Annotated in this window: 18 protein-coding genes, 4 tRNA genes and 1 pseudogene; 12 read left to right on the top strand and 11 right to left on the bottom strand. The window is 62.0% G+C overall.

The window, feature by feature from the left end:
- Positions 1 to 8 precede the first annotated feature (8 nt).
- Positions 9 to 827 carry a DUF4892 domain-containing protein gene (locus SC318_RS08910; RefSeq protein ID WP_320430461.1) on the top strand — a complete coding sequence of 273 codons (819 nt, stop codon included), beginning with the start codon at positions 9 to 11 and terminating at the stop codon, positions 825 to 827.
- A 72-nt stretch (positions 828 to 899) separates the two neighbouring features.
- Complete coding sequence (locus SC318_RS08915; RefSeq protein WP_320430462.1) at positions 900 to 1,961, top strand: AI-2E family transporter; 1,062 nt, start codon at positions 900 to 902, stop codon at positions 1,959 to 1,961.
- Here the strand turns inward: SC318_RS08915 and SC318_RS08920 are convergent.
- Together SC318_RS08920 and SC318_RS08925 are read right to left on the bottom strand one after the other, a co-directional pair.
- Entirely contained in the window at positions 1,958 to 2,992 is a 1,035-nt protein-coding gene (locus SC318_RS08920; RefSeq protein ID WP_320430463.1) for a sensor histidine kinase, read from the bottom strand. The two genes, SC318_RS08915 and SC318_RS08920, sit on opposite strands and share 4 nt — an antisense overlap.
- Positions 2,992 to 3,756 (bottom strand): response regulator, encoded by a 765-nt coding sequence (locus SC318_RS08925; RefSeq protein ID WP_320430464.1) that lies wholly within the window; start codon positions 3,754 to 3,756, stop codon positions 2,992 to 2,994. Before SC318_RS08925 ends, SC318_RS08920 begins: the two co-directional genes overlap by 1 nt.
- Positions 3,757 to 4,016: 260 nt before the next feature.
- On the opposite strand from SC318_RS08925, the gene pyrF reads away from it, so the two are divergent.
- Positions 4,017 to 4,715, top strand: coding sequence for an orotidine-5'-phosphate decarboxylase (pyrF, locus tag SC318_RS08930; RefSeq protein WP_320430465.1), 699 nt, complete (start codon positions 4,017 to 4,019; stop codon positions 4,713 to 4,715).
- Between the two features lie 247 nt (positions 4,716 to 4,962).
- Here pyrF and SC318_RS08935 read toward each other — a convergent pair whose 3' ends face one another.
- Complete coding sequence (locus tag SC318_RS08935; protein ID WP_320430466.1) at positions 4,963 to 5,970, bottom strand: NADP-dependent oxidoreductase; 1,008 nt, start codon at positions 5,968 to 5,970, stop codon at positions 4,963 to 4,965.
- Positions 5,971 to 6,197: 227 nt separating this feature from the next.
- Between SC318_RS08935 and SC318_RS08940 the strand changes: the two genes are divergently transcribed.
- The 4 genes and pseudogenes from SC318_RS08940 (at position 6,198) to SC318_RS26990 (ending at position 10,656) form a co-directional block, all read left to right on the top strand.
- The gene (locus tag SC318_RS08940; RefSeq protein ID WP_320430467.1) at positions 6,198 to 6,959 is read left to right on the top strand and encodes an SDR family oxidoreductase; all 762 of its coding nucleotides are present in this window, start codon (positions 6,198 to 6,200) and stop codon (positions 6,957 to 6,959) included.
- Positions 6,960 to 7,161: 202 nt separating this feature from the next.
- A complete protein-coding gene (locus SC318_RS08945; protein WP_320430468.1) occupies positions 7,162 to 8,574 on the top strand; it encodes an aminotransferase-like domain-containing protein in 1,413 nt (470 codons plus the stop codon).
- A gap of 996 nt (positions 8,575 to 9,570) precedes the next feature.
- A pseudogene (locus SC318_RS26985) lies at positions 9,571 to 9,747 on the top strand (HAMP domain-containing protein); the annotation flags it as partial.
- A gap of 204 nt (positions 9,748 to 9,951) precedes the next feature.
- The gene (locus SC318_RS26990; protein ID WP_413817638.1) at positions 9,952 to 10,656 is read left to right on the top strand and encodes a methyl-accepting chemotaxis protein; all 705 of its coding nucleotides are present in this window, start codon (positions 9,952 to 9,954) and stop codon (positions 10,654 to 10,656) included.
- Between the two features lie 36 nt (positions 10,657 to 10,692).
- On the opposite strand, the gene SC318_RS08955 is transcribed toward SC318_RS26990, so the two are convergent.
- Complete coding sequence (locus tag SC318_RS08955) at positions 10,693 to 11,505, bottom strand: alpha/beta fold hydrolase (RefSeq protein ID WP_320430470.1); 813 nt, start codon at positions 11,503 to 11,505, stop codon at positions 10,693 to 10,695.
- A 159-nt stretch (positions 11,506 to 11,664) separates the two neighbouring features.
- Complete coding sequence (locus SC318_RS08960) at positions 11,665 to 12,435, bottom strand: hypothetical protein (protein ID WP_320430471.1); 771 nt, start codon at positions 12,433 to 12,435, stop codon at positions 11,665 to 11,667.
- A 359-nt stretch (positions 12,436 to 12,794) separates the two neighbouring features.
- Between SC318_RS08960 and SC318_RS08965 the strand changes: the two genes are divergently transcribed.
- The 4 genes from SC318_RS08965 to SC318_RS08980 all read left to right on the top strand — a co-directional run bounded on the left by SC318_RS08965 (position 12,795) and on the right by SC318_RS08980 (position 13,209).
- Positions 12,795 to 12,870 (top strand) — tRNA-Glu (locus SC318_RS08965).
- Positions 12,871 to 12,873: 3 nt separating this feature from the next.
- A tRNA-Gly gene (locus tag SC318_RS08970) sits at positions 12,874 to 12,949 on the top strand.
- A gap of 105 nt (positions 12,950 to 13,054) precedes the next feature.
- Positions 13,055 to 13,130 (top strand) — tRNA-Glu (locus tag SC318_RS08975).
- A gap of 3 nt (positions 13,131 to 13,133) precedes the next feature.
- Positions 13,134 to 13,209 (top strand) — tRNA-Gly (locus SC318_RS08980).
- 76 nt (positions 13,210 to 13,285) lie between these two features.
- On the opposite strand, the gene SC318_RS08985 is transcribed toward SC318_RS08980, so the two are convergent.
- The gene (locus SC318_RS08985) at positions 13,286 to 14,767 is read right to left on the bottom strand and encodes a MocR-like pyridoxine biosynthesis transcription factor PdxR (protein WP_320430472.1); all 1,482 of its coding nucleotides are present in this window, start codon (positions 14,765 to 14,767) and stop codon (positions 13,286 to 13,288) included.
- Positions 14,768 to 14,849: 82 nt separating this feature from the next.
- On the opposite strand from SC318_RS08985, the gene SC318_RS08990 reads away from it, so the two are divergent.
- A complete protein-coding gene (locus SC318_RS08990) occupies positions 14,850 to 16,505 on the top strand; it encodes a M24 family metallopeptidase (protein WP_320430473.1) in 1,656 nt (551 codons plus the stop codon).
- A gap of 328 nt (positions 16,506 to 16,833) precedes the next feature.
- On the opposite strand, the gene SC318_RS08995 is transcribed toward SC318_RS08990, so the two are convergent.
- The 5 genes from SC318_RS08995 to SC318_RS09015 form a co-directional block, all read right to left on the bottom strand.
- A complete protein-coding gene (locus SC318_RS08995) occupies positions 16,834 to 18,573 on the bottom strand; it encodes a dipeptidase (RefSeq protein ID WP_320430474.1) in 1,740 nt (579 codons plus the stop codon).
- Positions 18,574 to 18,668: 95 nt separating this feature from the next.
- Positions 18,669 to 19,886: a phospholipase D-like domain-containing protein gene (locus SC318_RS09000; protein WP_320430475.1), complete on the bottom strand. Its 1,218-nt coding sequence runs from the start codon at positions 19,884 to 19,886 to the stop codon at positions 18,669 to 18,671.
- A 54-nt stretch (positions 19,887 to 19,940) separates the two neighbouring features.
- The gene (locus tag SC318_RS09005; protein ID WP_320430476.1) at positions 19,941 to 20,588 is read right to left on the bottom strand and encodes a MotA/TolQ/ExbB proton channel family protein; all 648 of its coding nucleotides are present in this window, start codon (positions 20,586 to 20,588) and stop codon (positions 19,941 to 19,943) included.
- Between the two features lie 24 nt (positions 20,589 to 20,612).
- Positions 20,613 to 22,898: a TonB-dependent receptor gene (locus SC318_RS09010; RefSeq protein ID WP_320430477.1), complete on the bottom strand. Its 2,286-nt coding sequence runs from the start codon at positions 22,896 to 22,898 to the stop codon at positions 20,613 to 20,615.
- Positions 22,899 to 22,922: 24 nt separating this feature from the next.
- A complete protein-coding gene (locus SC318_RS09015; RefSeq protein WP_320430478.1) occupies positions 22,923 to 23,675 on the bottom strand; it encodes an energy transducer TonB family protein in 753 nt (250 codons plus the stop codon).

Raw genomic sequence — 23,675 nt, forward strand, 5'->3', positions numbered from 1 at the left:
CTGGTCCGATGAGCCTGGCTAAAGGCTGTATACGTGCCCTTGGACTGTGCTGCATCAGCCCGCTCGTGTTCGCCGCCGATGTGCCGGGAAGCCAGGATCTACCCGGCATTGCCCGCCAGGTGGACGCGCAGATCGTCGACTACCGTCCCGCTGAAGAAAGGGAGCGCATCTACCCCATGGGTGCGATCCGCAAGATCAGCGGCCAACTGCGTTCCGAAGGCCAGGCCACCGCGCGCGGCCAAGCCACCGCGATTACGTACGAACTGCCTGCCGAGCACAGCTCCAGCGCGGCGTTTACCGCCACCCGCGAAGCCTTGCAGGCCAAGGGCGCGCAACTGCTGTTCTGGTGCCAGGCCCGCGATTGTGGCGAAAGCAGCCTGTGGGCCAACGAAGTGTTCGGCAATGCCAAGCTGGTAGGAGCCGACGGCCAGCAGGAGTACCTGCTGTTGCGTCTGGCGGCGCCGCAGGACAACTCGCTGGTGGCGCTTTACGGCATCACCCGTGGCAACCGTCGCGCCTACCTGCATGTGGAGCAGCTGGACGCCAGCACGCCATTGGGCACGCTTTTGCCCACCTCGGCGACGCTGTTGCGTGAGTTGAAAAGCACCGGCGATCTGGACTTTCCTGCGCTGGGCGCCGAGCCCGACGCTACCTGGTTAACCCTGATTTCCCGCGGGTTGAACCTCGACACCACCTTGCGCGTCAGCCTGAGCGGAGCCAACGCCCAAGCCTGGCGTCAGGGCCTGATCGACAATGGCGTGCGCGCCGCGCGCCTGGAAATCGGCAACGGCGACGCGCAAGGCCTGCACGTGCATCTGATACGCTAAGCGCCACCGGGCGAACGGACCTGCGCCGTTCGCCTAAGCTGTCCTTCTACAGCCCCTTTTTCGAGATACCCGATGCTCAATAACGATCGCCTGCTGGTGCAAATCCTGCTGCTGGTGCTGTTTGGTGCCAGCTTCTGGGTCATGGCGCCGTTCTGGTCGGCGCTGTTCTGGGGTGCGGTGCTGGCGTTCGCCAGCTGGCCGCTGATGGTACTGCTGACCCGTGGGTTGGGCGGTCGCGAATCGCTGGCGGCCGGTATCCTGACGTTGGGCTGGATGTTGCTGGTAGCGCTGCCGCTGGTGTGGCTGGGTTTCAACCTGGCGGACCATGTGCGCGATGCCGTGTTATTGATCAAGGACATCCAGGTCGACGGTTTACCCGATGCGCCCACCTGGTTGGGCTCGATTCCTCTTGTCGGCGAGCGGCTGGTGGCGACCTGGGACAGCATCGACCAACAGGGTGCCGCGCTGATGCTCAGCATCAAGCCTTACCTGGGCCAGGTCGGCAATTGGTTGCTGGCGCGCAGTGCGCAAATTGGCGGCGGCATTCTCGAACTGACCTTGAGTCTGGTCTTTGTGTTCTTTTTCTACCGGGACGGACCGCGCCTGGCGATGTTTGTGCACCGTCTGCTTGAGCGCCTGATTGGCGACCGCGCCGGTTACTACATCGAACTGGTGGCCGGTACCGTTCAGCGGGTGGTCAATGGCGTGATCGGTACGGCTGCCGCCCAGGCCTTGCTGGCGCTGATCGGCTTCCTGATCGCTGGCGTGCCTGGCGCGTTGCTGCTGGGCGGCGTCACCTTCCTGCTCAGCCTGATTCCCATGGGCCCGCCGCTGGTGTGGATTCCCGCCACGGCGTGGTTGGCCTGGAAGGGTGATTACACCTACGCAGTGTTCCTCGGCGTATGGGGTACCTTCATCATCAGCGGTGTCGACAACGTGCTCAAGCCTTACCTGATCAGCCGTGGCGGCAACCTGCCGCTGGTGATCGTGCTGCTCGGGGTGTTCGGCGGTTTGATCGCGTTCGGCTTTATCGGCCTGTTTATCGGCCCGACCCTACTGGCGGTGGCCTACAGCCTGTTGACCGACTGGAGCGCAACCCAGGCCCAGGCGCGGCGCGAAGACAAGCCGCTTTAAGCCCTCGGCAGCCACATCACGGCGGTCAGGCCGCCGCCTGGCGTGTCTTCCAGGCTCAGGTGGCCGCCAAGGCGCTCGACCGCTTCCCGGGCGATCGTCATGCCCAGGCCGACGCCACCGGAATTACGGTTGCGCGAGCCTTCCAGGCGAAAGAACGGCTCGAACACCGCTTCGCGCTTGTCAGCCGCGATGCCGGGCCCGTGGTCAATCACCCGGATCACCAGGGCCCCGCGGCTGTCCGACAGTTCCACGCGCGCCGAGCCGGCATAGCGCAGGGCATTGTCGATCAGGTTGTTGAGGCATGAACGCAGCGCCATCGGCTGCACCTGCAACGGCGCGCAGGTGCCGCAAAACTGCACGTCGCTGCCTTGGTCCTGGGCGTTCTCGCTGAGGGATTCCACCAGCGCCTGCACGTCGAGCCAGTGGCGGGTCTCGCTGGTGCGCTGTTCATGCAGGTAGCTCAGGGTGGCGTCGAGCATGCCGATCATGTCGTCCAGGTCTTGGCGCATCTGCCCTTGCAGCCTGGTGTCTTCGATCTGTTCCAGGCGCAGTTTCAGCCGCGAGAGGGGAGTGCGCAGGTCATGGGAGACCGCGCCGAGCATGCGCGCGCGCTGGCTGACCTGTTCGCGGATGCGCCTTTGCATCAGGTTGAAGGTGGACGCGGCCTGGCGCGCTTCGCGAGGCCCGGACTCGTCGAGAGGCGGGCTGTCGAGGTCGACACTCAAGCGTTCGGCCGCCGCACTGAGCCGCTGGATTGGCCGGCTCAACAGCTTGGCGCCGTACCAGGCTGCGATAATCAGCGAGATGAACTGAAACGTCAGCGGCACCACCGGCCCACCGAACCAGGGGCGATGGTGTTTGGCCAGGGGCTTCATCGAGCCATCGGGCTGCTCGACGAAGGTTTCCTGCGGCGGCGGCGGTGGCGGGCCGTAATGATGGAACCAGAAGAATGCCAGCAGATGCGCCAGCACGATGGCCACCAGCAGCACGCCGAACAGCCGCCCGAACAACGTATTGAAGGTGGCGCGCATCAACCGATATCCCGCGCGTCGAACAGATAGCCTTCGCCGCGTACGGTCTTGATCAGTTGGGGGGCCTTGGGGTCGTCGCCCAGTTTCTGGCGCAGGCGCGACACCAGCAGGTCGATGCTGCGATCAAAGGCTTCGATGGAGCGGCCGCGGGCGGCATCCAGCAATTGCTCGCGGCTCAGCACCCGACGCGGGCGTTCGATGAATACCCACAGCAGGCGAAACTCGGCGTTGGACAGCGGCACCACCAGGCCGTTGTCGGCCACTAACTGGCGCAACACGCTGTTGAGCCGCCAACTGTCGAAGCGGATGTTGGCGCGCTGCTCGGTGCGGTCATCGCGCACCCGACGCAGGATGGTCTGGATGCGTGCCACCAGTTCGCGCGGCTCAAAGGGTTTGGACATATAGTCGTCAGCGCCCAGTTCCAGGCCGATGATGCGGTCGGTGGGCTCGCAGCGGGCGGTGAGCATCAGGATTGGAATGTCTGATTCAGACCGCAGCCAGCGGCACAAGGTGAGGCCGTCTTCGCCCGGCAGCATCAGGTCGAGCACCACCACATCGAAGGTTTCGGCTTGCATGGCCAGGCGCATCGCCGCGCCGTCGGTGACGCCCGTGGCGAGAATATTGAAGCGCGCCAGGTAGTCGATCAGCAGTTCACGAATCGGCACGTCATCATCGACGATCAGCGCGCGGGTGTTCCAGCGCTTGTCGTCGGCGATCACCGCGCCTGTGTGCTCGTCATTTACCGGGACGGAGGGAGTCTGCATAGTGCGGTCATCTGCCTGATTGTTACGGTCAGCATAGGCGCCCAGCCCCATGGCTGGAAGTGCTGGCCGCTCGTTCATGCTGGCGAGGCTAGCGGTGGGGCGTGTTGGGCGCATGTCGTGAATGTATCGGCTTTGAAACAATGGCCGTAAACCCGCGCCGGTCCACGTCGAAATCAGTATTTACCGATCATCGGATCCCGCAACGGCGTCGCTTGCGCTACAATCCGCGCCGATTTCGACTTGCCTGAGAGCCCATTCCAATGTCCGTCTGCCAGACTCCTATCATCGTCGCCCTGGATTACCCCACCCGTGACGCCGCACTGAAGCTGGCTGACCAGTTGGACCCCGCGCTTTGCCGGGTCAAGGTCGGCAAGGAATTGTTCACCAGCTGCGCGGCGGAAATCGTCGGCACCCTGCGTGACAAAGGCTTCGAAGTGTTCCTGGACCTGAAATTCCACGATATTCCCAACACCACCGCCATGGCGGTCAAGGCGGCGGCCGAGATGGGCGTGTGGATGGTCAACGTGCATTGCTCCGGCGGCCTGCGCATGATGAGCGCCTGCCGTGAAGTGCTGGAGCAGCGCACCGGGCCCAAACCGCTGCTGATCGGCGTGACCGTGCTGACCAGCATGGAGCGTGAAGACCTGGCCGGCATCGGCCTGGACATCGAGCCACAGGAGCAGGTGTTGCGCCTGGCCGCCCTGGCGCAGAAGGCAGGCCTTGATGGCCTGGTCTGCTCGGCGCTGGAAGCCCAGGCACTCAAGACCGCCCATCCGGCGCTGCAACTGGTGACCCCAGGCATCCGCCCGGCGGGCAGTGCCCAGGACGACCAGCGCCGTATACTGACCCCGCGCCAGGCGCTGGATGCCGGTTCCGACTACCTGGTGATTGGCCGCCCGATCAGCCAAGCGGCCGACCCGGCGAAAGCGTTGGCAGCCGTCGTCGCCGAGCTAGCCTGATACAGAATGTGGGAGGGGGCTTGCCCCCGATGGCGGTGACCAGCTAATACATCTGTTGGCTGTCACACAGCAATCGGGGGCAAGCCCCCTCCCACTTTTTGATTCGGTTTCGTCAGCTATATATGAGCAATGAAGATCCCCTGTGGGAGGGGGCTTGCCCCCGATTGCGGTGGACCAGCCAATACATCTGTTGGCTGTCACACCGCAATCGAGAGCAAGCCCCCCTCCCACAGTTATCTGTCGCGTATCAGCTGACCTTCAGCACCAATTTGCCAAAGTTCTCGCCGTTGAACAGCTTCATCAACGTCTCGGGAAACGTCTCCAGCCCTTCAACGATATCTTCCTTGCTCTTGAGCTTGCCCTGCGCCATCCAGCCGGCCATCTCTTGCCCGGCGGCGGAAAAGTTTGCCGCGTGATCCATCACCACAAAGCCTTCCATCCGTGCGCGGTTGACCAGCAACGACAGATAGTTGGCCGGGCCTTTCACGGCTTCCTTGTTGTTGTACTGGCTGATGGCCCCACAAATCACCACCCGCGCCTTCAGCGCCAGGCGGCTGAGCACCGCGTCGAGAATATCGCCGCCCACGTTATCGAAATACACATCCACGCCTTTGGGGCATTCACGCTTGAGGGCGGCGGGGACATCTTCGTGTTTGTAGTCGATGGCGGCATCGAAGCCCAATTCGTCGACCAGGAACTTGCACTTGTCGGCGCCGCCGGCGATGCCCACTACGCGACAGCCCTTGAGCTTGGCGATCTGCCCGGCAATGCTGCCTACCGCACCGGCCGCGCCGGAGATCACCACGGTCTCGCCAGGCTTGGGTGCGCCCGTTTCCAGCAGCGCGAAGTAGGCGGTCATGCCGGTCATGCCCAGCGCGGACAGGTAGCGGGGCAGGGGCGCAAGCTTCGGGTCGACCTTGTAGAACCCGCGCGGCTCGCCCAGGAAGTAATCCTGCACGCCCAAGGCGCCGTTGACGTAGTCGCCGACCGCAAAGTTCGGGTGGTTGGAGGCGATCACTTTGCCCACGCCCAATGCCCGCATCACTTCGCCAAGGCCCACAGGTGGAATGTAGGACTTGCCCTCATTCATCCAGCCGCGCATGGCGGGGTCCAGGGACAGGTACTCGTTGCGCACCAGCACTTGCCCGTCCTGCGGCGTGCCCACCGGCACTTCCTGATAGGTGAAGGTTTCCCGCGTGGCCGCGCCGACCGGGCGTTTGGCAAGCAGGAACTGGCGGTTGGTGTGGGCAGTCATGGCGGCAACTCTTTAGAAATGAACTAGGAGTGATAGACAAGGAACGGCCTGTGAGCAAGTTTGTTCGCTCTACGCGAATGCTTGCCGATAGACAGCCCTGATAGTTAGCCGGGGCGCTTTATCACCCAGGCTCATGCAGCGCCAACCGGCCTTCTGATAATGCTGACGCGTTGCTCCCGTCCTTGGCTAGACTCGCTCGACGGCTATCAACCCACAGGACATTCCCCATGAGCATGACGTTTTCCGGCCAGGTCGCCCTGGTGACCGGCGCCGCCGCCGGTATTGGCCGCGCTACCGCGTTGGCGTTCGCCGCCGAAGGCTTGAAAGTGGTGGTGGCCGACCTGGATGTGGCAGGCGGCGAGGGCACTGTCGCGTTGATTCGGCAGTGCGGGGGCGAAGCGTTGTTCGTGCGCTGCAACGTCACCCTGGAGGCGGATGTGCAGCAGTTGATGGCGCAGACCGTCGCTGCCTACGGGCGCCTGGACTATGCCTTCAACAATGCCGGGATCGAGATCGAGAAGGGCAAGCTGGCCGACGGCAGTCTGGATGAGTTCGACGCCATCATGGGCGTCAACGTCAAGGGTGTGTGGTTGTGCATGAAGTATCAGCTGCCGCTGTTGCTGGCCCAGGGCGGTGGAGCCATCGTCAACACGGCTTCGGTTGCGGGTTTGGGGGCGGCGCCCAAGATGAGCATCTACGCGGCGTCCAAGCATGCGGTGATCGGCCTGACGAAGTCGGCAGCCATTGAGTACGCAAAAAAGAAAATCCGCGTCAACGCCGTCTGCCCGGCGGTGATCGATACCGATATGTTTCGCCGCGCCTATGAAGCGGATCCGCGCAAGGCCGACTTTGCGGCGGCAATGCACCCAGTGGGGCGCATTGGCAAGGTCGAGGAAATCGCCAGCGCTGTGTTGTATCTGTGCAGCGACGGTGCGGCCTTCACCACCGGCCAGGCCCTGGCGGTGGACGGCGGTGCAACGGCAATTTAAGACTTCACACTGCACGCTGCTTGAAAAGGACTGAGGGGTTGTGAGGGGTTTCCATAGCTGGCAAAAAGCCGCGACCGAATATGTATCACTAGGTAAAAAAACCAATAAAATCAATACTTTAATAAATTTTGAGGCCGGGTTTTGTTGAGCTTCTGTGCTTAACTGTTTGGGTTGAATAACAAACAGTTGAAGTGAGTGGCTCATGGATTTAGGGATTGATCGACAAGCCCCGGTACCGGTGGTGCAGCAAATCATCAGCGCAGTCGCGGGATGGATTCGCAGGAATGGGGTGAGCCCCGGCACGCGCTTACCGTCCGTTCGCCAATTGGCCCTCGACAATCTGCTGAGCCAGTCCAGCGTGATCGAGGCCTTCGAGCGGATGGCGGCCCAAGGTCTGCTGGCCTCGAGAAAAGGCTCGGGGTTCGTGGTGGCGCAGCCTGCGATCGTCCAGGAAAAAACGTGGTATGAAGGCGCCGAGCAAGGGTGGGGCAGTTTTACCGAAGGTCCGTTGGGCGAACTGAAGCTCGGCTGCGGCTGGCTCCCGGACAGCTGGCGCGAGAGCGATGACATCAGCTACGCGATCCGCGAAGTCAGCCGAACCGACACCGCAGGCCTGTTCAACTACAGCACGCCGCTGGGGCTGCCGGCCCTGCGTGAGCAATTGCTCAAGCGCCTGAACCAGATTGACGTGCCCAGCAGTCTGGAGTGCATTCTCACCACTCATGGCGCCAGCCATGCGCTGGACCTGCTCATACGCACGCTGCTCAAGGCAGGCGATACCGTGGTGGTCGAGACGCCTGGACACGGCAACCTCTACCGACAACTGGCGTTCCACGGAGTTACGTTGCTCGAAGTGCCGCGTACGGGCATGGGCCCGGATATCGAGGTGCTGGAGGCGCACCTGCGTTGCCATCGTCCCAAGTGCCTGTTCATCAGCAGCCTCTATCACAACCCTACCGGCACCAGCCTGTGCCGCGCGGTGGCCGAGCGCTTGCTGGCGCTGGCCTGCAGCGAGGATTTTCTGATCATCGAGGAAGACGTCTACGGCGACCTGCAACATGCCAGTTGCACACGGTTGTCGGCGTTGCCCCATGAAGACCGCGTCATCTATGTCTCCAGTTTTTCCAAGACGCTGAGCAGTGCCCTGCGCGTGGGCTACCTGAGCGCCGGTGCGGCGATCATTGAGCAACTGACTTATCTCAAGACCCTGACGGGCATCGGCACCTCGCGTTTTGCCGAAGCGATGGTGGCGACCTTGCTGGCCAACGGCACCTACCGCAAGTGGGTGCAGCGCCTGCGCAAGCGCCTGAATACCCAAATGGCCGCGACCTTGCAGGTGCTGGAAGATGAAGAGTGGCAAGTGTTTGCGGTACCCGCGGGCGGCATGTTCCTGTGGGCGCGACCTGGCACGCAGCCACCCTGCTGCATGCAGACGTACGCCCGTAGGCTCGGTGTCTTGCTGTCGCCGGCAACGCTGTTCCACCCGACGGGGGCTTGCAGTGAGTGGCTGCGCATCAACGTGGCCTATGCGGCGGACCAACGCGCATTGGCACTGTTTCGTGCCCTCGGCCCCGCCAGATCGACCTCGGCCATTCTGAAAACGACGGGTGTGTAGCTTTTTGCCATTATTGTGGTGCCAACGACTTGTGTTCAGTGCCCTGTGGTTGCCAATCTCGCTGTTGGTACAGCCGGTTTATGGCATCCGCCATTGCAAGAGGACTCAACTGCAATGATTTCGGCCGCGCAACGACGTTTCGCCAACCTCGGTATGGCAAAAAAACTGGGCCTGGGTTTCACCCTGGTGCTGCTGTTGACCGCATTGGTCGCAGCCATTGGCGTGTGGTCCCTGCACACCGTAGGGCAGCGCTTCGGCGGCCTCAAGCAGATGTCTTCGCTCAACAGCAGCCTGCTCAAGGTGCGCCTGATCGAACAGGACTACGCCCTGCACGCCGACCCCAAGTCCGTTGACGCGCTGCACGAAAGTGTCAATGCGCTGGCCGCGCTGGCGCAAAGTCTCAAGACGCAGTCGGCAGCCAACGTGCCGGTAATGACCGATGTGGAACAAGCCCTGGCTGACTATCGCAAGGCATTCGACGAGTTTGTCGAATTGACCCAGGCGAAGGACCTGGCTCTGGAAATGGCCAGTTGGTCGGTGTCCAGCGTGGCCAATAATCTTGATGTGTTGCAGGCCGGGCTGGCCGACGATGGCGCCTATGGCCTGAAGGAAAGCCAGGGCAAGGAAGGTGCCGAGTTTATCGAGCAGGCAGGGCAGGTCAGCCAGGTGTCGCGGTTGATGTTGCAGGCGATGAACGAAGCGCGGCTGCGCCTGGATCAGAGCCGCAAGGCCGATGCGGACGAAGCCGAGCAGGGCAAGATCGAACAGGCCGACCAGGCGCTGGCCCAGGTCGAGCAATTGAAAACCTCGGTCAAGGATGCCGGTTACCAGACCGTGCTCAATGAAGTGTCCGGGCACATCGCCTCGTTCAGCGAAAAGCTCGGCGAGTACACCGGTCTGCTGGCTCAGGAGAAGGTGGTTTACAAACAACTGCATGATCGCGCCGATCAGGTGGTCAGCCGGGTCAACCAGGCTTATGACGCCGAAGACCAGTCGATGCAGGCGCAACTGGCCAACAGCACGCTGCTGATCATCGCTTCATCCGCCCTGGCGTTGCTGGTAGGGCTGATCGCGGCATGGGTGATTACCCGCTTGATCGTGGCGCCGCTGCGCAGGGTAATCGCGGTAGCGCAGCAGATTGCTTCCGGTGACCTGAGTGGTCGCATGGAGGTCAGTCGCCGCGATGAGATCGGCCAGCTGATGCAGGCCATGCAGCAGATGGGCAATGGTCTGAGCCATATGGTCAGCGGGTTGCAGGCCGGTATCGAGCAACTGGCCAGCTCGGCGCACTCGTTGTCCAGCGTGACCGAGCAGACCAACGTCGAGGTCAGCAGCCAGAAGGAAGAAACCGAACAGGTGGCCACTGCGATGAACCAGATGACCGCCACGGTGCACGACGTGGCGCGTAACGCCGAAGAGGCTGCGCAAGCCGCGCAGACGGCAGACGACAAGGTCGACAGCGGCCAACGGGTGGTGCGTCAGAGTTTGCAGCGCATCGAATTGCTGGCCTCGTCCAGCAACAGTGCCAGCGCCAGCATCGAGAGCCTCAGCGCCGAGATCCAGAACATCGGCACGGTCTTGAGCGTGATCAAGAGCGTCGCCGAGCAAACCAACCTGCTCGCCCTGAACGCCGCGATCGAAGCGGCCCGCGCCGGGGAGCAAGGACGCGGCTTTGCGGTGGTTGCCGATGAGGTACGCGCCCTGGCCAAGCGCACCCAGCAATCGACCGAAGAAATCGAGCGCCTGGTCAGCACCTTGCGCAGCGCGGCGCAGTCATCGGTACAGCAGATTCAGCACAGTGGCGAACTGGTGAAACTGGCCGTCAGTGATGCGCTGGAAACCGAAAGCGCCCTGGGCAGCATTGCAGCGGCGGTGTCGTTGATCCAGCAGATGAACCAGCAGATTGCCGCAGCGGCTGAAGAGCAAAGCTCGGTGGCCGAAGAGATCAATCGCAGCGTCACCAGCATCCGGGCGAGTGCCGATCAATCGGCGTTGAGCATGCAGGGCAATGCCGCGTCGAGCATAGAGCTTGCGCAGTTGGGCGCTGAACTCAAGGGCATGGTGGGGCACTTTCGCCTCTGATCGCAGCGCGGGCGCCGCGATCAGAGGGGAAGGGGGTCAGGCGTTGTTGGCGAGGAACGTCAGCAGCGCTTCATTGACGAAGTCCGGGTTCTCCCGGCTGGAGATATGCCCGGCATCGGGAATCAGCGTCAGGGCGCAGCCGATGAGCTCGGCCATTTCCCTGGACTCTGCGGGTGGCCGCGGTTTGTCCTGCTCGCCGCACATCACCAGGGTGGTGTCGCAATCCAGGCGTGGAAGCTGATCGAGAATGTCTTCGCGGCTGAAAATCAAGCGGCCCAGGGGCACGACGCTGTCCTGCAGACGTTGCCGGGAGAAATCCTGCAGCGACTGGCGAAAGTCTTGATACAGCGCTGATTCGCGGTCGATGTCCGCACGGAAGAAGATCGGCGCAATCACATCCAGCAGCGTCGGCGGGATGGCGCCGGCGTCTTCGATCATCTTGAACAGCGAGAAGTAATACTGGCGGGTAGCTTGCGGTTCGGCGCCGAGGTGGGTGTCCATCAGCACCAGGCTGTTGACACGTTCAGGCGCCAGCAGGGCAAGGCGGGCGCCCCACATGCCGCCGACCGAAAGGCCCACCAGGTTGACCTGTGGAATGTCCAGATGGTCCAGCAGTGCCAGGTTCTGACGGGCCAGGTCGTCAAGGGAGGTAGTCTGCGCGGGCAGTGCCCCCGACTCACCGTGGCCCCACAGTTCAGGCACGATCACACGGTATTGCCGGGACAGCGCGTCGATTTGCGGTGCCCACATGTGGCGGTCCCACAAGTAGCTCGAACCCAGCAAAACGACCGGGCCGTTGCCCTGGTCGACATAGTGCAGCGGTTGTCCATCAATCACGGCGACAGGCATAGCAGGCCTCTAACTTCACGGAGTGAGGGGCACTTTTTTACGCTAGTCGGGGGCAGGGGGATAGGTGCAAATTGATGGCACCTTCATGCGCGGCGGGTGCACAAGCCAGCGAGCTCGCTCCTGCACCCGAACAGTCGGCCCGTTGCGGGCCAATGGCACTCAGTCGTAGATGGCTTTCTTTTTCCACTCGGCATCGGCGTCGACGACTTTCAGGCCTTCGGTCAGCTCGTTGACTTCGTCTTCGGCTGGCTGGCTGTTGGTCAACACCGTGGAGTTGGCGCGAGCCAGTTGCGACTCCAGCAATTGCAGCTGTGCGCTGTACACCACAGGTTCCGGTTGTTTGCGCAGATACTGCACGCCCCGCTCGAATGCCAGGCGCGCCTGGCCCGGTTGACCTTGCTGCAAGGCATGCTGGCCAAGGTTGTTGAAGAACTCGATGTGCAGCAGCACCAGGATATGGCGGATTTCCTTGATCCAGTGCTTGGCCTCGTTGGCCGGCAGGAAACCGTCCTGGGCTGCGCGGGTGACCTGGCCATGCAGCGCTTCAAGCAAAAAGCGCACATCCTTGGCCTTGGCTTCGGTCTGGATCGGCGCGGGTGGGTTGGCCACCGGAATCGACTCGCCCTGGGCGATCAGTGCATTGAGCTCGGTGATCCGCGCCTTAAGGGGGGCGCTGGATTTGTTGAGGTTCAGCAGGCGCTGGTTGACGTTGAGTTCCAGTCGGGTCAGCAACAGCTTGAGCGCTGGGGTCATGAATTGGCCGGGAAAGGTCTCGGTGATTTCACCACAGCGACGCAGCCGATCATTGAGCTCGATCTCGGTACGCTTCTTTTCCAGCTTATTGTTTTCCACCACATGGTTCATGTAGCCAATGGCGATCAGTATTGCGATCCCGGCTATTACCAGCAGGGTGATCATGAGTGGTGTCACCGGTGTGACCTCTTTATAGGGTTTGCTGTTGAGTGTAGTGACTGAGCCAGCCGACGGATAGGACTGTTCGACCAGTTACCCGGCCAGTTTCTTCTATATAGCTAAAGTGTCGCTGGGATGGATGCACATTGCCATCATTTGCCTGGGGCAACTATAACCCCTTGTCGTGCGTCAGAATATAGGCGCCAGGGCCTGGGCGCGCAGAATGCCGGTGCAGGCCGCCAAACGGGGGGGAAGTCATTGATTTAAATAAATTTATCCTTGGGGGTTGACGACCTTTCAATCCATCCATAGAATGCGCGCCACTTACAGCGTAAAGCACACAGCGAAACGCGGTAGGGAGTGAATGTTGTACGTGTGTCCCCTTCGTCTAGTGGCCTAGGACACCGCCCTTTCACGGCGGTAACAGGGGTTCGAGTCCCCTAGGGGACGCCATATGCGGGAATAGCTCAGTTGGTAGAGCACGACCTTGCCAAGGTCGGGGTCGCGAGTTCGAGTCTCGTTTCCCGCTCCAATTTACAAGCAGTGTGGCCTTCGGGCGGCATTGAGTGAAACCAGGACCGCATCTTCGGGTGGGGCCTCTGGGCACTGAAATACACACCATGTGTTTCAGTAGCGTGTCCCCTTCGTCTAGTGGCCTAGGACACCGCCCTTTCACGGCGGTAACAGGGGTTCGAGTCCCCTAGGGGACGCCATTTGCGGGAATAGCTCAGTTGGTAGAGCACGACCTTGCCAAGGTCGGGGTCGCGAGTTCGAGTCTCGTTTCCCGCTCCAATTCAAAGAAAAAGCCACTCAATCGAGTGGCTTTTTTTTGCCTGCGAAAAACTGCGGCCCTACGACCCCCAGGGCACTAAAGGCTGTTCGCCGCTTGGGCCAGACGCAAGGTGGCTTGACGGATTTCTTCCTGGTTGAGCGACGCGAAGCCCAGCCGCAGCGCATTCTCCGGCGTGTCCATCGGCGAAAACTGCCGGCCGCTGCGCACCACCAGTCCGTGGTCCAAGGCGATGTTTACCAGTCGATCGACGTCTATTTCATCCTCAAAACGCACCCACAGCGCCAGGCCGCCTTCCGGCTCGCGCACCTGGATGCGATCACCCAACGCTTCGTGCAGGCAGGTTTGCAACGTCTCCCGACGCACCCGATATTCTTTGGACACGCGGCGCAGGTGCTTTTTCAGTTCACCGGCATTGATCAGGTCGGCCAGCATCTTCTGGGCGACGGCGTCGGCGTCTCCCAACATCAGTGCCGCATTGCGGTGCAGGGCTTCGACCACCTGGGCGGGGGCGACCACATAGCTGCAGCGAAACGTTGAGCCAAGCGCTTTGGATAACGAACCGACATAGATCACATGACGCTGCGCGCGGTCACTGGCGAGCGGCAGGTAAGGGCGACCGTTGAAGTGGAACTCGTGGTCGTAGTCTTCTTCGATGATGCTGAAGTCGTGCAGTGCGGCGAGCGCCAACAGCTGTTGTCGCCGCGCGGCGTGCAGGCTGACGGTGCTGGGGAACTGGTGGTGCGGGGTGAGATAGATCATGCGCACGGTGTGGACCTGGCATAAGCGGTCGATCTGATCCGTACGACACCCTTCTTCATCGATGTCCACCGTGACCAGTTGCGCGCCCAATTGACGGAAAATTTCCCACGCAGGCGGGTAACTAAGGCGTTCCACCAGGACCACATCTCCCGGCTTGAGCAGCAGGCTGGCGCTCAGGTACAGCGACATCTGAGTGCCCTGGGTCAGGCAGATGTTCTCGGCGTTGACCGCCAGGCCGCGCTCGCTGCGCAGCATCTCGGCGAGGGCGCAGCGCAGGTGATAGGCGGTGCCTTCGCTGCCGTAGCGCACGGTGTTGGAGGCAAAGCTGTTGCGCAGGGCGTTGCGGTAGTAGCGATGCAACACGGCTTGGGGCAGCAGGCGGTGGTCACTGGTGCCGTTATCGAAGAACAGCGCGTCATGTCGGTGGCGCAGCGCGGTGACCTGCGCGTTGTGGGTGAAATACGGCACCACCGGCTGCGCCAGGATCGGTGGCGCGAAGGACTGCGGCGCGCGACCGGGCAGTTGGGTGGGCGTCAGTTGGGCATTGACGAACGTCCCACGGCGGGGCTCGCTGATAAGCCAGCCTTTGGTCGCGGCTTCTTCGTAGGCCAGGATCACGGTCTTGCGGTTGACGTCGAGCAATTGCGCCATTTCCCGTGTACCTGGCAGCAAGGTGCCGGGCGGAAGGCGCCCTTCGACGATAGCGGTCACCAGGCCTTCGGCAATCTTGCGGTAGGACGCTTGTGGTGAGTGCTCGTCGAGCTTGAGCAAAGGGCGCCATTTACGCATCTGGACCATCTGAAGTATCCAAAACTGGAGGTTCTAATGGGCCCAGTCTAGCGTAACAATCCAGCGTCACTCATCCTTAGGTCCCACCAACATGCGTCATGTCATCGAACTGTCCCCCTCGGGGAAAACCTTTGAGGCCGGCGACGAGCTGTTGCTTGACGCGATGCTCGCCAGCGGCTTGTCCGTGCCGTTCTCCTGCCGCCGTGGCGCCTGCGGTTCGTGCAAGGTGCTGGTCGCTGACGGCGAGTACCGGGCCAAGCGCCTGGCGCCGGATGCCCCCGCACCCTGTTACCCCCTGGCCGCCAATGAAATGTTGTTGTGCCAGAGCCACGCGTGCACCGACATGCGTCTGGAAATTCCTGGCTGGTCCCTGGATAGTCCCGCGCTGGTCGTCGAGGCGCAGGTACTCGGCAAGCGCGCACTCGCGTCGGACGTCATCGAGTTGGTACTGAAGCCGGATGCACCGGTGTTGGCCCGCCCTGGCCAATACCTCAAATTCCGCCTGGCAGACGGGGACACGCGCTGTTTCTCGATTGCCAACCTGCCTGCGCAGGACGACGGGCGTCTGGTCTTCCACATTCGTCGGGTCAGCGGCGGGTACTTTTCCGAGGGTATTCTGGATGGCTTGGCCGTGGGTGAGCGCTTGCCATTGGAGGGGCCGTTCGGCGCCTGCACCTGGCAGGAGGAGGATGCAACCGCCGTTGTCCTGTTCGCCACGGGCACCGGTTATGCGGGCATCAAGCCGATCCTGTTGAGCGCGCTCAAAGGTGATCGTGAGGTGACCTTGTATTGGGGCGGCGCGCACTCCGCGGATTTTTATGACAGCGCCTTCCTGGACCAGTCGATGCTTCAACATCCAGGTTTTCGCTGGCATCCCGTACGCTCATCCGAGGGCAGGGTGCACGAGGTTGCGTTGAGTCATGGGCACCACTGGGAAGTGACCCAGGTCTATGCGTGTGGTAACGCCACTATGCTCGGCCAGGTGCGCAGCCATTGCGTTGAGGCGGGGTTGCCAAGCCATCGGTTTGTGGCGGAGGCTTTCGTCGCCAGTGGTCGGTCAAGTGCTGGAACGGTTTCCCCGGGGTTCGACCCGATCTGGGAAAAAGTCGGCCCGCGTTACTCCCTGGATGGCATGCTGGCGGCGCGAGAAAAATCCATACGCGCCCTTGCGGCCATCGCCAGCCAGTTGAAAGTCGGCATGACCACCGGCGAAGCCCTGGAGATGGCTGCGCAGCAACTTCAGGCCATGGGCGCTTCACACACCTGGCATCCCACTTACATCCGTTTTGGCGCCGACACGGTGCGCCCGCCCCGCGAAGGCATCGACCGTCAGCGCAGGCTGCGCGCCAAGGATATTGCCGTGGTCGACCTAGGCCCGGTGTGGGACGGTTATGAAGGCGACTACGGCGACACCTTTGTCTTCGGCGACGCACCGCTGCACCTGGCCTGTACCACCGCGCTGCATGAGGTATTCGATGAAACGCGCCAGGCATGGCTGCGCGGCCTGACCGGGCGCGAACTCTACGACTTCGCCGAACAGAGCGCCCTGGCCAAGGGCTGGAGACTGGCGCGCAACCTGGCCGGGCACCGCCTCGCGGATTTTCCCCATGCGTTGTTCGAGAGCAAGCAGTTGGCCGACCTGGAGATTGCGCCGAGTGAAATGGCCTGGGTACTGGAAATCCAGCTGTGCCATCCCACGGAGCCGGTCGGTGGGTTCTTTGAAGACATGCTGATGTTGCAGATCTGAAAGACCGATCTGCAAGACGCAGCAGAGCCAATGTGGAAGGGGGCTTGCTCCCGATAGCGGTGGGCCAGTCAAGCACGCGTTGACTGACATGCCGTCATCGGGGCATAGGTATCTACACAACTTGGCATGGCCCTGAACCTGTTGCGAGGGAGCTTGCTCCCGCTGGGCCGCGAAGCGGCCCCAAGCAATGGGTCTGCTGCGCAGTCCAGCGGGAGCAAGCTCCCTCGCCACAGGTTTGGTGTTCGCCTCAACTGACTGGCATTAGGGCAAGCCCCCTCCCACATTCAAGCGGTGTTGCCTTTCAGATCGGGCCTCCCACAGTGGAGGCTCAGAGCTTGGGCAACTGGCCGACACGCCCCATCATTTCGGTGACGATCTGCAGGTCCAGCAAAAATTGCGAGACGGTCTTGAACTCGCCGTCGGTATGCCCGGTGTATTTCTCCTCCGGACGGGCCAGGCCGAATTGCACGCCGTTGGGCAGGTCGTGCACGGAGGTGGCGCCGGCGGAGGTGCCGAACGTGTGCTGCATGCCCAGGTTTTCAGTGGCCACCGCCAGCAAGGCTTTCACCCATTCGCCTTCGGGGTTGCGGTACATCGGGGCATCCAGCGAATACGTGAAGTTCACATTGACCTTGGCTTGCTGGTCCCACGCGTTCAGCTTCTGCTCGATCTGTGCCTTGAGTGCCTCTGGGTCCTTACCCTTCGGCGCGCGCAGGTTCACGGCCAGCTTAAGGGCTTTGTCATCCAGGCCGACAAAGGTTGGCGAGGTGGTCAGCGGGCCCATGAAATCATCCGAATAGCCCACGCCCAATTTGCCGCCCAGGTAATCCAGGCCCCAGTTGTCCGCCGCATACTTCGCAGCATCAGTGATGTGGTTGTGCTTGAGGGCAATCTTGCCGTCGACGCTGTGGATCAATTCCAGCATACGGGCGACCGGGTTGACCCCGGTTTCGGGTTCCGAAGAGTGGGCAGACACGCCGGTGACGGTGAGTTTGACGTCCTTGCCGTCGACCTTGGTGCTTACCTGGAAATTGCCGCCGTTGCGCTTGGCATAATCATCCCCGGCCTGCTGCAGGCGGGCCGCCAATTCAGCCGGTTTATCGCTGACCAGGGTTGCGACCGAAACCGATGGAATCTGGTTGGTGGCCTTGCCGCCGGTCAACCCGATAATTTCCGCGCCGGTGCCTTCACCCTTGCGCACCGGGAACGTGGCCATGACCGTGCCCGAGCCTTTCTCGGCGATCACTACCGGGTAACCGCCATCCAGCGCCAGGTTGTACTGCGGCGTGGGATTGCGTTCGAAATAGTAGGGAATGGCGTCACCGGAGGTTTCTTCGGTGGTATCCACCAGCAGCTTGAACGAGCGCGCCAGCGGCAGCTTTTCTTCCTTGATCACCTTCATGGCGTACATCGCCACGACGATGGCGTTCTTGTCATCCTCGGTGCCACGGCCGTACATGCGGTCGCCGATCAGCGTGACCTTGAACGGGTCCAGTTTGGTGCCATCCTTGAGTACCCAGTTCTCTGGCGTCACCGGCACCACGTCGGCGTGGGCGTGGATGCCCACCACTTCGTCGCTGCTGCCTTCCAGGGAAATTTCATACACACGGTTATCGACGTTGCGGAAGTTCAGGTTGAACGACTTGGCCAGGGCCTGAATCTTGTCGGCGATCTTGAGAAATTCCGGGTTTTTATACTGTGGCAGGCCGTCTACGTTGAACGTCGGGATCTGCACCAGTTCGCGCAAGGTTTCGAGGGCGGCCTTGCCGTACTTCACGCGGGTGTAAATACCCAGCAGACGATTGATCTCGTCTTGCTGGTCGGCGCTCAAGGTTTTGTTGTCGAGAAACGCGTTGATGGCCGGGCCGACGTCAGCGCTCTTGCCCAGCTCGCCCTTGGTCAGGGTGGCGAGGAAACTGCGGAAATCGGTGACGGGCGTTTCGCTGAAGCTCTTCAGGATCGCGGTGCTTTGGTCGGCGGTGATATTAGCAAAAGCAGGGGTGGCGACTGCCGAAAGACCCGCTGCTAGCAGGGTGGCAGCCGCCAATTGCTTGAGTGGAAAGTACATGGATGAAGGCACTCCTTTGCAGGTAATAAGTGGGAAGTTTCTGACGGATTAGTCAGAAACATTTCCACACACTACCATCACTCAGGTGTGGGAGGTCAATGCTGGCCAGGGTGGGGCGCGGGGTATTCATCTGCCACGCCGAGGGCTCTGGCATAGGGCCCCTCCCAAAGTTGCTCATGCAGTTCGCCTAAACGCTTGGCCATGGCGTCGCTGCGCATCACCACTTCCAGATTGCGCGAGTTATCCAGGTAGCCGCCCAACCAGTTGCTGGTCCCAACCCACGCTACCTGCCCGTCGATTTCCATGGCCTTGCTATGGATTACCCGCGCATACGGGATAAAGCCTTGCTTGGCTTCGGGCAGGGTGACGATTCTGATCTGCACATTGGGCAGCACCGCGAGGCTCTTGAGGTAGGGCAGTTCCAGCGGGTCGGTGTTCCAGTTGGACACCATCAGCTTGATCGACACGCCCCGCGCAGCGGCGGCGCGCACGGCGTTGTCGATCACCGCATAGTAGGGGCGGGTCCGATCCGGTCCGTAGGACAGCGGTGCATAGTCGAGCAACTGCACGCGCACCTCCTTCTTCGCTTCGCCCAGCAGGCGCGGCAACTCCAGCTGTGAATCACCCACGCCGGGCGGGTTGTAGCGATGTGGGCTGGCCACCAGGTAGTTGCCGGTGCGCGCAGGTTCCTGGCTGGCGGCCGGCAGCGGCACCGGCCGGTGTTCGGCGAGGGCCTGTTGGGCTTGCCAGTCCTGGTCGAAGATCGCCTGGACCTGCCCGACGACAGTCGCATCGCTGATGCGCAGTCCGGTTTCGTGGATATGTTCCAGGGAGCGCCAGTCGAAATTCTGGCTGCCGACAAACGCCTGCTGGCCGTCCACCAGCATGTACTTGGCGTGGATTATCCCGCCGCTCACTTGCCCGAAGGGCAGTACGCGGAAGGTCAGGTTGGGGATGGCGCGCAAGCGTTCCAGGGTGGCCGCATCCGACAACTTGAGGCCTTTTTCTTCAAGCAGAAAACGAATCTTCACGCCGCGCTTGCCGGCGGCTTCCAGGTGTTCGATCACCTTGTCCATCACCGAGCCGGGATGGTCGGCCGCGTAGAACTGGCCGATATCAATGCGCTGTTTTGCGCCGTCAAACAGCTCGATCCACACAGGCCCGGGCTGACGCAAATCGGCGGTACCCAGCACAGTGTCGACCGGTACGGTATGCACCAGCTCAAAGCCTGGAATTGAAAAGTCCGCCTGGGCCAGCGGACTGAGCAGTAGGCCGGTGAGGCCTGCGATACGTAACTTGATCGATAGGGACATAGGTGTCTCTGCGGGCAAAAAAAGGACGGGCGCCTATAGCGCCCACCCCGAAGGTCATGCCGTGCGGGTGTGCAACGGCGTCGGCACCAGATGCGGCATTTCACCCTGCACACGGGCACCGCTGGCGGCGCGAATCAGCAGAATCTTCAACTGGTCGTTGATGCGCTCCAGGCTGTCCTGGAAGAAGTTGTGAAACACCACGCAGAACAGCGCGATGGCGATACCCAGCCCGGTGGCGAACAAGGCCGTGCCGATACCACCGGAAATCTGCCCTGGGTCGGACACGCCCGCCGTGGCCAGCGCCTTGAAGGTGTCGATGATGCCCAGGATAGTCCCCAGCAGGCCAAGCAGCGGGGCCGCAGTGGTGATGGTCTCGATGATCCACAGGCTGCGGGCGAGCGGGGCGCGGGTCTTGAGGTACTGGGTGTCGATTTCGTCGTCCAGGTCCTTGCGCGAACCGTGGGTCGCCTTCTGGGCCAGCACCGGCAGGATCATGTCCAGCGCCAGGCTGCGGCGACCGGTCAGGCTTTGCGGCAAGTCGCGCTCGCTGTGCACGTTGGCGCCGAGGGCGTCGATCAGGGCGCGGGCCTGGCGGCGGACATAGGCGAAGTAGATACCACGCTCGATGGCGATGAAGATGGCGATGGCCATCGCGGCATACATCACATAGAAGGTGACGTCGTGGAGCAGGTTCATATCCATGCTTGCGATCCTCTTGGGTCAGTCTTAGAAATTGGCTTCCAGCGAAACCGTGACGGTGCGGTCCAGGCCGACGATGTACGCCGGGTCGCCGTCGCGAAAGCCGCTGTAGCTGGCGGCGTTGGTCTTGGTGGTGTACACGCCGTCCAGGTATTTCTTGTCGAACAGGTTGTCGACGTTCAGGCGCAGGGTCGCGTCCTTGACCACCTTCTTGTCCACCGGCAGGTAGATACCGGCGCCGAGGTTGAACACGGTGCGCCCGGAAATGGCTTCGTCGTTGGTCAGGTCGCCGTAGAGCTTGCTGGTGTACTTGCCGCCGAAGGTGCCGTAGAAGCGCCCGTCGTCGTAGCCGATGTTGGCCGCCAGCATGTTCTTCGGCACGTTGGCAAATTGCTTGCCGCTGGTGGGCAACAGGATGGCCTGGCCGGCGTTATAGACGGTCATGTCATCTTGCTGCTCGGCCTTGGTGTAGGTGTAGGAGGTGTAGTAGTTGAAGTGGTTGGGCAGCAGGCCGCTCCATTCCAGTTCCAGGCCTTTGTTGGTGACGGCGCCGACGTTGATGTCGGCCGCGTCGCCGTTGATGTCCTTGGACGACACCTGGCGATTCTTGAAATCCATGTAGAACAGGGTTGCGGCCAGGGTCATGTCGTCGCCGCGCAAGCGCCAGCCCAATTCGTGGTTCCAGCTGGTTTCCGGCTCGAGGTTGATGGAATCGACGCCTTTATCGTAGAGCGCATAGTTCTGCGGTACGCGCATGTTGCGTGACAGGCTGTAGAACAGCTCGTTGCGCTCGTCCAGCTGGTATTTGAGGCCGACGTTGGGCAGCAGTTTGTTGTAGGTCTGGTTACGCTTTTCTGGCCGCTCAGTGATGCTGCCGTGGTTGGTGCCGTCACGCTCGACGTTCATGTAGGCCAGGCCTGCGATGAAGGTCCAGTCCGAGTTGATGTACCAGGTGTCCTGGGCCCAGACTTTTTGCGCCGGGGTCACGGTGAAACGGTCGCGGCCCTGCACGGTGTTGCCGTTGGCATCGACGATGGCGCTGTTGGAATCCGGCCAGGTGTCGACCGGCTTGCCGTTGCTCTTGAGTGGAATGAATGGCTGGGTCTGGCTCTGGCGCGCACGCTCGTACCAGTAACCGAATTGCAGGCTGTGGTCGCCCAGGTCCCAGGTCAGTTTGGTGGTGATGCCCGGGCGCCAGGTTTGCGTGCGCGAAGGGCGGTAGTACACGCCGCTGTTTGGCGTGCCGTCGGCGGTGTATTGGGCGGCAGTCGGCAGGTTGCCGAGGTCGAACACGCCGCCTTGGTTGGAGCCACGGTTGAGGGCATAGCTGGATGCACCGACGCCACTGCCATTGCCCCAGAAGTAATACGGGATCACCGACAGGGCCAGGTTGTCGGCCAGTTTGAACTGGGTATTGAGCACGGCGGTAAAGGTCTGGAACGGGTTCTGCGCCAGGGCATAGTAGCTGTTGTACTTGCCGTTGCTGCCCACGGTCGGCGTCGCAGGGTAGGGGTCGTATTTGCGCCCGTTCTGCTGGAACTGGGCCTTGGTCAGTTGGCTGTAACTGTTGTTGGCCTGCTCGTGGTACTTGAGGATCAGGTTGGCGGTGTTGCCATTGCCGGCGTCGAAAAAGCTGTTCCATTCCACCTTGTCCGCACGCACGGCCCCCGAGCCGCGCCACATATCCCCTTCGGTATGGGACACCGATAGCCAGTTGCTCAGGCCGTTGACCTCGCCGGTGTTCAGACGCGCAAAGGTCTTGCGTGTGGCGTTGCTGCCGACGATCTGTTTGACGAAGGCGCCTGTTTCCTTGGTTGGTCGAATGGTCACGATGCCGATGTTGCCGCCGCTGGAGCCGATGTGCGGACCATCGGCTTCCGACGCGCCTTGGGTGACGAAGATCTGGTCGATGTTTTCCGGATCGCCCAACAGGTTGGAGTACAGCGCATAGTTGCCCGAGTCGTTGATCGGCATGCCGTCCACCGACATGCCCACCTGGTCGGAGTTCATGCCGCGCATGGTGAAGCGAAAGCCCGAGAGGCCGGTGTTGTCTTCGCTGGAGATATTCAAGCCTGGGGTGTATTTGAGCTTGTCGATGGCGTTACCGGTCGCGGCCTGCTTGTCCAACGCTTCCTTGGTCACGGTGGAGCGGCCCTTGATGCTTTCTTCCGGCACCATGTAGCCGCCCCCGGCGCTGGCCTTGCCCTGTACCCCTATGGTGCCGACGTCACTGTCGCTCGTGTCTGCCATGACCACGGCCTGGGTCATGCTGGTGGCGGCAACGAGTGCCAGATGCATGCGGGTGAACTTCATCACGGTCGTCCTGGTGTCGGGTGCTTACTGCACGCTGTAGTTGAAGGTGGCGGTGAAGCGCTGTTCGTTGCGGCCCCCGAAGGCTTGCTCGGGGAACGGCTTGACCTGCTTGATGCGACGCAAGCTGTTGCTCGCGGCCCGGTTGAGCAACATGCTCACGGCCTGGGTTTGCAGGCCCGAATCCAGCACGCGGCCCTGGCGATCCACCAGCAGCCACACCACCACTTCGCCACTGGGGCGTTCGAGGGATGCCTGGCGACCGGTGGGGTACTGCTTGTAGGTGTCCAACTCGTTGCGCAAGCCCTTGAGGTAGCCGCCTTCCAGTGCCTGGCTGTCGACCTTCGGCGGCGCGGGCGGCGCAGGTGTTGGGGCGGCCTGAGTAGGCGGCGCAGCTGCTGGTTTGGCGGCCACCGGCGTCGGCGTCGGCGCCGGCGCCGGCACGGGCTTGGCGACCACGGGCTTGGCGACCACGGGCGCAGGTTTGGGCACAGGTTTTGGCTTGGGCTTGGGTTCGGGCTTGGGCACAGGTTTGGGCGGCGGTGGTGGAGCCGGCTCGGCGTCATCCTCCTCGATGACCGGCGGCGGTGGCGCTTGCTCCACCACGGGCTGCGGGACCACTTGCGGCTCTGGCTCAACCAGCGCCAACTCGACCGCCGACTCGTCATACACCGGCTCGACCTTCAAGGTCTGCGACTGGATACCCAGTGCAATCAGCACCAGGGCAATCAGGGCCGGGACACTGCCCAGCAGCTGACGCGCACGAAACAGGACGTACAT

This window comes from Pseudomonas sp. MUP55 (assembly GCF_034043515.1).
Lineage (GTDB): Bacteria > Pseudomonadota > Gammaproteobacteria > Pseudomonadales > Pseudomonadaceae > Aquipseudomonas.

Excerpts from the sequence above, each read along its gene's own strand:
- SC318_RS08945 (WP_320430468.1), top strand. The coding sequence starts at position 7,162 with ATGGATTTAGGGATTGATCGACAAGCCCCGGTACCGGTGGTGCAGCAA.
- SC318_RS08920 (WP_320430463.1), bottom strand. The coding sequence starts at position 2,992 with ATGCGCGCCACCTTCAATACGTTGTTCGGGCGGCTGTTCGGCGTGCTG.
- SC318_RS08925 (WP_320430464.1), bottom strand. The coding sequence starts at position 3,756 with ATGCAGACTCCCTCCGTCCCGGTAAATGACGAGCACACAGGCGCGGTG.
- SC318_RS09010 (WP_320430477.1), bottom strand. The coding sequence starts at position 22,898 with ATGAAGTTCACCCGCATGCATCTGGCACTCGTTGCCGCCACCAGCATG.
- SC318_RS08985 (WP_320430472.1), bottom strand. The coding sequence starts at position 14,767 with ATGGTCCAGATGCGTAAATGGCGCCCTTTGCTCAAGCTCGACGAGCAC.
- SC318_RS09000 (WP_320430475.1), bottom strand. The coding sequence starts at position 19,886 with ATGTCCCTATCGATCAAGTTACGTATCGCAGGCCTCACCGGCCTACTG.
- SC318_RS08940 (WP_320430467.1), top strand. The coding sequence starts at position 6,198 with ATGAGCATGACGTTTTCCGGCCAGGTCGCCCTGGTGACCGGCGCCGCC.
- SC318_RS08935 (WP_320430466.1), bottom strand. The coding sequence starts at position 5,970 with ATGACTGCCCACACCAACCGCCAGTTCCTGCTTGCCAAACGCCCGGTC.
- SC318_RS08990 (WP_320430473.1), top strand. The coding sequence starts at position 14,850 with ATGCGTCATGTCATCGAACTGTCCCCCTCGGGGAAAACCTTTGAGGCC.
- SC318_RS09005 (WP_320430476.1), bottom strand. The coding sequence starts at position 20,588 with ATGGATATGAACCTGCTCCACGACGTCACCTTCTATGTGATGTATGCC.
- SC318_RS08910 (WP_320430461.1), top strand. The coding sequence starts at position 9 with ATGAGCCTGGCTAAAGGCTGTATACGTGCCCTTGGACTGTGCTGCATC.
- SC318_RS26990 (WP_413817638.1), top strand. The coding sequence starts at position 9,952 with ATGACCGCCACGGTGCACGACGTGGCGCGTAACGCCGAAGAGGCTGCG.
- SC318_RS08955 (WP_320430470.1), bottom strand. The coding sequence starts at position 11,505 with ATGCCTGTCGCCGTGATTGATGGACAACCGCTGCACTATGTCGACCAG.
- SC318_RS08995 (WP_320430474.1), bottom strand. The coding sequence starts at position 18,573 with ATGTACTTTCCACTCAAGCAATTGGCGGCTGCCACCCTGCTAGCAGCG.
- SC318_RS08915 (WP_320430462.1), top strand. The coding sequence starts at position 900 with ATGCTCAATAACGATCGCCTGCTGGTGCAAATCCTGCTGCTGGTGCTG.
- SC318_RS09015 (WP_320430478.1), bottom strand. The coding sequence starts at position 23,675 with ATGTACGTCCTGTTTCGTGCGCGTCAGCTGCTGGGCAGTGTCCCGGCC.
- pyrF (WP_320430465.1), top strand. The coding sequence starts at position 4,017 with ATGTCCGTCTGCCAGACTCCTATCATCGTCGCCCTGGATTACCCCACC.